The sequence below is a fragment of the Ensifer sp. SSB1 genome (assembly GCF_016652895.1).
Classification (GTDB): Bacteria; Pseudomonadota; Alphaproteobacteria; order Rhizobiales; family Rhizobiaceae; genus Ensifer.
The window spans coordinates 1-9,648 of sequence record NZ_JAEPRP010000227.1 but is presented as its reverse complement, the minus strand read 5'-3'; the positions used below and the strand labels follow the sequence as shown (position 1 = coordinate 9,648).

The 9,648-nt window shown below is 60.2% G+C and carries 11 protein-coding genes; 2 read left to right on the top strand and 9 right to left on the bottom strand.

Features of this window, described 5'->3' with window-relative positions:
* On the bottom strand, positions 1-153 hold a 153-nt coding region (locus I8N66_RS37635), incomplete at its 3' end, for a ferrochelatase (protein ID WP_365888294.1).
* Between the two features lie 86 nt (positions 154-239).
* A complete protein-coding gene (locus I8N66_RS33615) occupies positions 240-491 on the bottom strand; it encodes a transposase (RefSeq protein ID WP_113541395.1) in 252 nt (83 codons plus the stop codon).
* A 1,468-nt stretch (positions 492-1,959) separates the two neighbouring features.
* Here I8N66_RS33615 and I8N66_RS33610 point away from each other — a divergent pair.
* Positions 1,960-2,181, top strand: coding sequence for a hypothetical protein (locus I8N66_RS33610; RefSeq protein WP_162768979.1), 222 nt, complete (start codon positions 1,960-1,962; stop codon positions 2,179-2,181).
* 135 nt (positions 2,182-2,316) lie between these two features.
* Positions 2,317-2,517: a DUF4158 domain-containing protein gene (locus I8N66_RS33605; protein ID WP_291163734.1), complete on the top strand. Its 201-nt coding sequence runs from the start codon at positions 2,317-2,319 to the stop codon at positions 2,515-2,517.
* Positions 2,518-2,867: 350 nt separating this feature from the next.
* Here I8N66_RS33605 and I8N66_RS33600 read toward each other — a convergent pair whose 3' ends face one another.
* The 7 genes from I8N66_RS33600 to I8N66_RS33570 all read right to left on the bottom strand — a co-directional run.
* Positions 2,868-3,173 (bottom strand): SDR family oxidoreductase, encoded by a 306-nt coding sequence (locus I8N66_RS33600; RefSeq protein ID WP_291163731.1) that lies wholly within the window; start codon positions 3,171-3,173, stop codon positions 2,868-2,870.
* Positions 3,174-3,309: 136 nt separating this feature from the next.
* Complete coding sequence (locus tag I8N66_RS33595) at positions 3,310-4,299, bottom strand: XdhC family protein (RefSeq protein WP_291163729.1); 990 nt, start codon at positions 4,297-4,299, stop codon at positions 3,310-3,312.
* A gap of 1 nt (position 4,300) precedes the next feature.
* On the bottom strand, positions 4,301-4,882 hold the full coding sequence (locus tag I8N66_RS33590) for a UbiX family flavin prenyltransferase (RefSeq protein WP_113541399.1): 582 nt from the start codon (positions 4,880-4,882) through the stop codon (positions 4,301-4,303).
* Between the two features lie 3 nt (positions 4,883-4,885).
* Positions 4,886-6,259, bottom strand: a complete 1,374-nt coding sequence (locus I8N66_RS33585; RefSeq protein ID WP_291163724.1) for a UbiD family decarboxylase — start codon at positions 6,257-6,259, stop codon at positions 4,886-4,888.
* 60 nt (positions 6,260-6,319) lie between these two features.
* A complete protein-coding gene (locus I8N66_RS33580; protein ID WP_113541401.1) occupies positions 6,320-7,264 on the bottom strand; it encodes an amidohydrolase family protein in 945 nt (314 codons plus the stop codon).
* Positions 7,265-7,282: 18 nt separating this feature from the next.
* Positions 7,283-8,206, bottom strand: a complete 924-nt coding sequence (locus I8N66_RS33575) for an amidohydrolase family protein (RefSeq protein WP_034791747.1) — start codon at positions 8,204-8,206, stop codon at positions 7,283-7,285.
* A 400-nt stretch (positions 8,207-8,606) separates the two neighbouring features.
* Positions 8,607-9,648: GTP-binding protein (locus tag I8N66_RS33570; RefSeq protein WP_291163703.1), on the bottom strand; the 1,042-nt coding region annotated here is incomplete at its 5' end.

Sequence of the window (9,648 nt, the reverse complement as noted above, 5' to 3'; positions counted from 1 at the left end):
CCGCCGGTCGGTCAGGAACTCCTTCAGGTAGCGGCGCATCGAGGTGTAGTCGGTATCGTCGGGCGTACCGAGATTGACCAGCAGCACTCCGATGCCGCCGTGTTTGATATTGGGGTGGCTGGCAGGCTTTTTAACCATCACATTCCGTTCTATTAATTTCCCAATCGAAATACGCACGGAATATGGAACGGATCACCGGCGACGGAAAATTCTGAATAGACAAAAGAATGCCATTCTCGTCAAAAGCTCCCAGCAGGAACCGGAGATTCAGCATGCGCCCGCTCAAGCGCTCGACAACCCGCATGCCGGCTACCGCGGAAAAGCTTGCGAATACACCGTGAACATAGGTTCGCGTTCACCCCGCGCAGGCGCGCAAGTTTCGATACCGATGCGCCGGGTTCAGGGCAAGCCGCAACAAGGCGATCTTTCGAACTTTGATCAAAGCGGCGTCTTCCATTTCGACAGCCCCACAGCGAGTTTTTGACCCGCATCCATACTTGGTGTCCACCTCGTAGGTGGACACCTCATGCCAAGCGCGATGACACCGGTGTTCCGAGCTGGAAATGGTCTTACGCATCGCAAAGCGAACGAAGAGGCCTTGGCGATCGGCAACGTTGTGCAGCACCTGCACGTCCTGCAAGCCATGCGAATGTATGTGATGGATCGGGGCCTTTCGCGGTGTGGACGAGGACTTTGACCATGCGCCAGACTTTGGAAGCCTTGAAATGCACTCCGGTGGCGCCGATATCATAGGGTCTGCTAAGGACTACCTCCCATCTCTTCGTCTGACGGTGACGGTTACGCCTCTCTCCTTTCCCAGCTTAAGGAGCGAATCCGATCAGCGCGCCTCAAGGGGGCCGTTGCTGTCAACCGAGAACTCATTCTACTCTATTGAGGCATTCGGCTGCGAGATCTTGGCGCGTCAGAACGTTGAGGGATGGGGCAGCCGCGTCATCGATCGGCCCGCCGCAGACCTTCGGCGCGATTTCCCTGAAATGGCGGGGCCTTTCGCCACGAAACCTCATATATATGCGCGCCTTTGCTGAGGCGTTCCCCGACGACCAAATCGTGCAACAGCTTGTTGCACGATTGCCCTAGGGCCATAACGTAAAACTCCGGATCGCAACTGCGTGAAGAGAGGCCGCGTTGCGAATGCCGCCTCGATACAACTCGATCAATCTGGCTCCCATCCGTTCGGCTTCTGGAGATGCCGGCAACAGCAGACGTTCTCTTAGAATGCGATCAAGGACCGCCCGTACCTCATCGAGTTTGAGTGAGCCAACGGAGCTGCGGAAAAGAAGCCTCGGCCCAATTTCCCAATAGGAGGCGGTTCCTGTGAGCGGAACTCGTAGCGTCGTAGTCGCGCGTCTATAATGCGTGTTTGGGGTGAGTGACGTCTCTCTCATGCGATGGTTTCGCGGCTGGCTTCGCCTTCGTGCAGCCTCCCACCATCGAACGTCGAAACATCGCGGGTCCCGCCTATGATGTGCGAGCCGCATCTCGTTCTGCAGCCAAAGTTCAATCTCCCCGGTGGGATCAATACTGTCGATTTCTATCAACGCCTGCTCGATTGAAAATGTCACAAGCGTATCTGCGCCGGTTCGGTCATTGCGCAGCGACGACGCGAAAGCGCGCAAGCCTTGCAATAATTGTGGCACAGTGACTGACGCCTGTCGTCGCATGGCAAGATCCTTTTTCAGTCCACAAACGCTCCGGGAAGCGACTGGTTCCTGTGTCGCTGGCTAAAAGCTAATTGCCGACTATACTGATGCATTGACCTCGGACCCGCGGGACTTTCCACCGGCCCCTGTGTTGGCTGGAGCCAAATTCCCCTCCCTGGATTACCGATAGTGGGGATGCGGCATGTCACAACAGGAAGCTACCGAAAATGATAACAATACCTTGTCGTCGGCGACCTGAGATCAACCGCTGATCTTGGTGGTTGATGATGAGTTCCTTATGGCGGTTGAGATCCAATCCGTCCTGGAGAAGGCGAATTTTCGCGTGCTAGGGCCCGCCGCCGATGCTGCCACCGCGCTTGACCTCATCATCCACAAACAGACAGCAGCCATACTCGATATCAATCCGTTGGGAGGAATAACTACCATTCCCGTGGCAGAGGCACTTTCCCAGGTCGGTGTGCCTTTCGAAATCTACAGCGCCGCCGAGGACGAGGGGTGAACGGTTACCCTGCATTCATCGGACGCCCATCGATCACGAAACCCGCGCAGCCACACGAGCTTGTCAGGTTACTACGGCAGCTCCTTCAGCCGATGCTATAGAGCTTTCGGATGAAAGAATATTGGCAATGAAGAGATGGCGCTACCCCGGCATGTCCCGCCTCCGGCAGTCGTCTCTATTTTCGCCGACCAGCTTTGCATCGACCCTGCGGTGTTCAGGCTCTATGCCCAACGGAAGGAAACACGTCGCGAACATGCGCGCGAGATCGTCGCAGCGTTGGACCTTCAGCCTGTGGGCGAGCGACTATCGCACGCTGGTCACCGTGGCTGCGCGTGAGGCGGCACGCCGACAGGCTCATCGCGTATTGATCCGGGGCCTGGAGCAATCTTCTATCGAAGCGCTTGGTCAACTGCTCACTGAGCCGGCAGTCAATCGGAGCCACCTCGGCTGGATCGCGGAGGCGCCTGAAGAAGCGAAGCTGGAAGACCTCAAGGCCCGATCGCCCGCCTTGAAGTTCTCCGTACGACCGCTATTTCCGATGAACGTCGCAAGCGATCCATGCAAACCGCTGTGGTATCATCGCGCGGGACGGGCGCGTTGTGGATGCACGCGAGATACGACGCCTGAAATCCTGTCGCTGCGTCGCGCCAATTCTGTTTGTGCTTCTGCTTATTTGTATCGTCGTATCAACAAGCGTCGGCGATCTCTTCCGCTTTACCGAGCCTGCCCATAGGAACGCCCTGCATCAATGCATCCATCGCATCGGGCTGAGTTTCAAGCATTCTCGTTACCATGGGTGTCTCGATGATGCCGGGGCAGATGGCGTTGAGCCGGCTTCCCTTGGCGGCGTATTCGAGCCCCGCGCTCTTGGTCAGACCAACTACGCCGTGCTTCGCGGCATGATAAATCCCGCGTTCCGCGATACCGACCAATCCACCAAGCGAAGCCGGCGGCTCCTCCCGGGGAAATCCGGTTGAGGCTGAAAGCCTCACCAATCTCAAAATGAACCCACCAGGCGCCCGTCAGCGCAGTCTGCCAGTCCGCTAAGGCAATCCGCGAACGACATCGCAAGGTTCCAGAGGACACACTCTGGGACGGGAGGCGCGGCTCGCGGACGCGGTGAGGCGGTCACATTTTATCAATTTGGGGAACTTGTTCGCGACGGCGAGAATTTGGATTGACGGCCGCTTCCAACCGCGCCCGCGCATGCGCGATATCTGCAACAACGGAGACGGCGAGTGCGCATGCATCCCTTGCTTTGTCGAAGATGCCTATCGGCGCCTTGATACGGGCAAGCACGCTATCCGGTTGCCCGCACGCGAGCAGGGCCTCGCAACGCTTGGTATGTGTGCGACGACTGCCAAGGGCGCCAATGTAGAAAGCGTCTGACGCCAGCGCCGTGGTCAGCACTGGTAATTCACGGTCGACATCGTGAAACAGGAGAGCGACCGCCGTGTCAGCGTCCAATTCGTCTGGCGCCGGCACTTGGCCACGTTCAAGCTCGACTATTTCGTAGCCCGCCGCGACGGCAACGCGGGCGAGTGCTCCTGCCTCCAGCGGCGTGCCGGCAACGACGATCCGTGGCTTGGCCCTATAGGCCCGCACAAACCACTCGCCATCCCAGCCGCTTGCTCCTTCGCCCTTCAGCAAAGAGAGCGAGTGCTTGCCCGGATGATAGCGCAGACACACCGGCGTGCGGCGATCAAGGGCGATCAACACCTGGCGCAAGACTGCGGCATCCGCCAACACGTGGATCGCAAGCGTGATGCCGCCGCCGCAGGGCAGGACGATATCGAAAAAGGGAGATCCTTCGCCAAGACGAAGGTGACGATCCATGCCTTTTCCAAGGGCAATCATCGCGTCTGCGGCGACGGCAGCTTCGGTGCAGCCACCCGAAACGAAACCGCAATAGAGACCGTCATCACGCACGACCATTTGCGCGCCAAGAGGGCGTGCCGCCCCACCGCGGATTTCGACAAGCGTTGCGAGGGCGACAGCGCGCCCCTTTTCAAGCGACTGAACGGCGAAGGCAAGGATATCAATCGCATCATCCGAGATGAAGGCCGCGCGGGGTTCTGGCGCCGGCGTCTGCGAAGCGGCGGCGATGCGGGCCGTCATGTCATTCCACTCCCTGCGATCCCAGCCAGCGGCGCACAACACCCGGATCGAGATCGAAGAGATCGAGCACCCGACCGACGGTGTGGTCGACCATGTCTTCGATGCTCTGGGGTTTTGCATAGAAGGCCGGGACAGGCGGATAGATGATGCCGCCCATTTCGGTCACCTGCGCCATGTTGCGGATATGGCCGAGATGAAGCGGCGTTTCTCTGAGCATCAGGACGAGACGACGGCGTTCCTTCAGCACCACGTCGGCCGCGCGGGAAATGAGGTTGTCCGTCGTGCCCGTGGCGATCTCGGCCAGCGTCTTGACCGAACAGGGCGCGACGATCATGCCGAGCGTTTTGTACGAGCCGGAGGAACAGACGGCGCCGATATCCTTGTTGGAATGGGTGGTCGTCGCCAGCGCCTCGAGATCCTGCCTGGAAAACGTCGCCTCGGCCGCAAGCGTGATGCAGGCGGCACGCGACATGATCAGGTGTGTCTCGATCTCGAGGTCACGCAGCAGTTCGAGGATGCGCTTGCCATAGACCACACCCGACGCGCCCGAAATGCCGACGATCATCCGTCTTGCATGGGTCATCGCCTATCCCACGCTTCTCAGGAGTGCTGCGGCGCGTACGCATGCCTCGTCGCTGATGCGAGCGCGCACGCCGTGGAAATTCAGGCCACGCGTCGCATCGAGCCCCATGCGTGAGGTCGTACCAATGCCGCTGGCGGAGGGGTCGAGCGCGTTGCCCGGCAGGCCCTCTATGATCACGACATCCTTATGCGGCTGGAAGTGGGTGGCAAGCGCCCAGAGTACCTCGCTGTCGCGGGTGATGTCGACGTCGGCATCCACCACAACGACGGTCTTCAAGTACTGGTCCCAACCCAAAAGCCCCTGCATGACCTGCCTCTCTTCCGAATCACGCGTATGTTTCATGGCGATATAGGCGTGAAAATGCGTGCCCGACGAGGGGTAGTGCACCGCGGTGATGGAGGGAAAGCGCGCCTTCAGCTTCTCCACCACCTCGGCCTCGCGCGGCACGCGGCCGAGATTGAGGTGTTCGGCCGAATTGCCGCCGGCCACGCTGACGAGGATGGCATCACGCCGGCGCATGACGGTTTCGACGGTGAAAAGGTTGTTGGTCGAGCGGTCGGAGGAATAGCCTGTGAACTCGCCGAAAGGCCCCTCCTCCACATGCGCCTCGGGATCCAGCACACCTTCGAGCACGATCTCGGCATGGGCGGGAACACGAATGCCGTATTTTGGCGTCCGCACCACCTGGAGCGGCTCGCCCATCAGGCCGCCAGCGACATCGCGTTCGTCCTCGCCGAAGGCGAGGCGGGCGGAGGCTGCGATCATGAAGAGCGGATGGCCGCCGATGACCATCGCGACCGGCATCGGCCTGCCCTTCTCCTTTGCCAAGTTCATCAGCCGCCAGAGGTGGCCGCGCGAATGCAGCGAGGTCGCGAGCGAATTCTTCGAATGGATCATCGCGCGATGGTAGCTGAGATTGCCGGCACCGGTTTCGGGATGCTCGCCGATGATGATGCCGCTGGTGATGTATTTCGCCCGATCCGTGTCGAAGTGCTTGAGCATCGGCAACGCGTCGAGATCGACGGCATCGCCCGAGATAATCTGTTCGGTGACCGGACCTTGCTTCAGGACTTCCGGCGTGAACGGCCGGTTGGCGCGCGCCTGGTAGGCCTCGTGCAGCCTGTCGGCGGTCGAACCGAGCAGACGGGCGATACGATCGCGTGAGGCAAAGATGTTGCAGAGTACCTCGCTGCCGACGCCGCTGACATCCTTCAGGTGCAGCATGGGATGTCGCCCCCGCTCAGCCAGGTTCCAGATCAGCGCTGTCGCATCCTGATCGTCTAAGACCTGTTGGTCGATGGTGATGACATCATCAGGGTGTTCCGCCCGGTAGTCGGCGAGGAAGCTGCGGACGTCTTGCTTGTGGTACTGGGTCATAACTCGGCCTCGGCGCGACTGGAGGGTGACGGCGCCCGGAATAGGCGCCGTCGTCTTTACTCAGGCAAATTCCTTGTGCTTGCCCGTGGCCCGGTCGACACCGGCATAGCTATCCTTCAGACGCGCCTGAGCGTCCCTCAGGTCACGCGGCGGGGGCGACGGGTCGATGCCGACGAGCTTGGCGATGTTGTTGCCGAGATAGCCTTCCAGATCGTCCTCGGAGAGGTTGATGCCGTGCGGCGGATCCTTGCAGAGCACTTCCAGTTCGCGCAGCCACATGCCCGGATCGTTTGGCGGGCTGTCCGTACCGAAGACGATCTTGTTCTTCGGCAATTGCTGCGCGAATTCCACGATGCGCGACTGGAAGCACCAGCCGGACTCGCAATAGACGTTCGGGGTATCCATCGCCATCCAGAAGGACTCGAACGAATAGTTGCCGCCGGTCTGGATGCCAAAGTGACCGATGATGAAGTTGACCATCGGAAACTCGCGGATGATCGGGTAGAACATCGTCGGGATGGTGTACGGGCCGTCGCCGGTGTGGATGAGCACCACGACGCCGAGTTCGGCGCACTTCCTCATCGCCGGACGCAACCAGTCGAGCGCGCGGTCGGGCCGATAGCCGTGCATGTTGGCGTGCAGCTTCAGCATCTTGAAGCCGTATTCCTTGACGTGGAATTCCAGCTCCGCCGCGCCGTTTTCAGGTCCCCAGCGCGGGTTGTAGTTGAAGTTGCCGATAAAGCGGTCCGGGTACTTCTGGCAAAGCTCGGCACAATAGGCCATGTAGTCGCGAATACCGTCGCGACCCTTGCGGTTGCCGTCGCGGTAGCCCGTGTTGCCCGGCGGCGGCTGGATGAAGCCCATGTCGATCCGGCGGGGCTTGCCGTTGATCATGTAGGGACCGTCCATCAGCTTGAGCATGCGCTCGCCGGTGAAGGGCTCGCCCGTGTGACGCCACGCCTCGTCGACGAGGTTGGTCGGGTGAAGATGGGTATCGATGATCATTGTTCACTCCGTTCAAGTTTACGCGGCAAGGGCGACGCCGTGCTGACGCAGATACGCCTCGGCTTCCTCGACGGTGGCCGGTGGTTTCGTCGCTTCCAGCCCGATCATGCGGGCGACGTTGTTGCCGAGGTAATCTTCGAGCGTATCCTCATCGAGGTTCAGGCCCTGCGGCGGCTCGTGGCAAAGGACTTCCAGGAGGTTGATCCACATGCCCGGTTCGTTCGGCGGCGTGTCGGAGCCGAAGAGGATCTTGTGCTTGGGCAGCACCTTGGCGAATTCGACGATGCGCGACTGCAGGCACCAACCGGATTCCACGTAGACACTCGGGGTGTCGAGCGCCATCTGCATCGGCTCGAACACATAGACGCCGCCGGTCTGAACGCCGAAATGCGCCAGGATGAAGTTGACTTCCGGAAACTCACGGATGATCGGGTAGAACTCCGTCGGGATCGAGTACGGACCGTCACCGGTATGGACCTTCACCATCAGGCCGAGATCCGCGCACTTCTTCAGTGCCGGTCGCAGCCAGTCGAGCGCGCGGTCCGGGCGGTAGGCGTGCATGTTCGCCTGCAGCTGGACCATCTTGAAATCGAACTCCTTGGCGTAGCGTTCGATTTCTTCGGCGCCGTTCTGGGTGCCGTAGCGCGGATTGTAGACAAAGCAGCCAAGGAACCGGTCCGGATGCTCGGTCACCATCTTTTCCGTGTAGGCCATGTACTGGCGGATGGCGGCCTTGCCTTCGAGATCCATCACCTCGTGAGTGTAGATGGTGTTGCCTTGCGGCGGCTGGATGAAGGCCTTGTCGATCCGGCGCGGCTTGCCGTTCACATAATAGGGGCCATCCATCATCTTCAGCAGCTTGTCGCCGGTGAACGGCGGTCCGTCGTGTCGCCAAGCCAGGTCCACCAGATCGGTGGGGTAGCAGCTCAGGTCAATAATCATAGTTTTCTCCTGTCGTAGAGGGTCCGGTCGATGCGGGGCCGCGCGATGAACGCCATGCCGGCCGAAGCCGGGCGTGGATCCGCGATCTCAGGAAATGCCGAAGACGGAGGAAACAGACCGGCGCATTAGCTCCCAGGGCGGGGCAACCGGGCGTTCCTTTGGTGATCAGCATCGACATCGCAGCCTCATCTTCCAACAGACGGTGAGCAATTGTCGGTGCTTCTACTCGCCTTCAAAAGAACCACTCCGCGCGATTTATGTCAACTCAAAAATATATCTAAGCCATTATTTTTAAATAGCTTTTTACGACATAAGCAGCAGCAACCGCCCGCGCTGGAGGGGCGCGGGCGGCTCAGACAGAAGGCTTACGCAAGCGCCGTCCGGCGTTGGAGACTCGCTGCTAAGGCACCAGGCATGCACGCAAGTTTCTGTCGATACTTTCGCGGTCGAGATTGCGGCCGATGAACACGAATTTCGACTTCCGTCGGTCTTCGCCCCAGGCGTGGTCCGGGCGGAAATCGACGAGCTTGTGCACGGCCTGAAGCACGAAGAAGCGGTCGTCGCCGGCAACGGATACGATGCCCTTCGTGCGAAAGATGTCGCCCCCGTGTTCGCCGAGATAGTTCTTCAGGAAACCGCCAAGCTTCTCGCCATCGAAGGCTTCGGGATAGACGAAGGAGTGGGATTTCACCGTCGCATCGTGCTGGTGTGGCCGCAGGGCGGGAGCGTGCTCGCGTTCATGGTCATGATGATGGTGGTGCCCATGGTCGTGGTGGGAGTGGTCGCAACATGGCTCCCTGCAATCATGATCATGATGATGGTCGGCGTCGTGATCGTCATCCATGTCGATGTCGAGGATTTCCGCCCGCTCGCGGACATAGGACGGCCGGAAGCCCTTGACCCCGAGAATGTTGGAGAGGTCCACCTTGCCGTAGCTGGAGCGCAGGATGGGCGCCGTCTGGTTGAGCCGGCGCAACGAGCTTTCCAGCGAGCCGAGGGCCTCCTCGCCGGCAAGGTCGATCTTGTTGACGAGGATGCGGTCAGCCGCGACGATCTGGTTGACCGCCTGGTTGTCGCTGCCGTCGAGCACCGGGTCATAGAGATGCTGGTCGATGTGCATTGCGTCCACCAGCGTCACGACGGCGTCGAGCTCCACTTCTTCGGCCACGCTGCGGTCGACGAAGAAGGCGGTGGCGACCGGCGTCGGGTCGGCAAGGCCCGAGGTCTCGACGATGATGTGGTCGAACTTGTCCTTATGGCTCAGGAGCTTCTTCATCACGTCGATCAGGTCATTGCGGACGTCGACGAAGCAGCAGATGCAGCCGTTCTGCATCTGGAAGATTTCCTCGTCGGAGGCGAGCACCAGGTCGCTGTCGACGTCCACCTCGCCGTATTCGTTCTCGATCACAGCGATGCGATGGCCGTGACGTTCGGTCAGGATG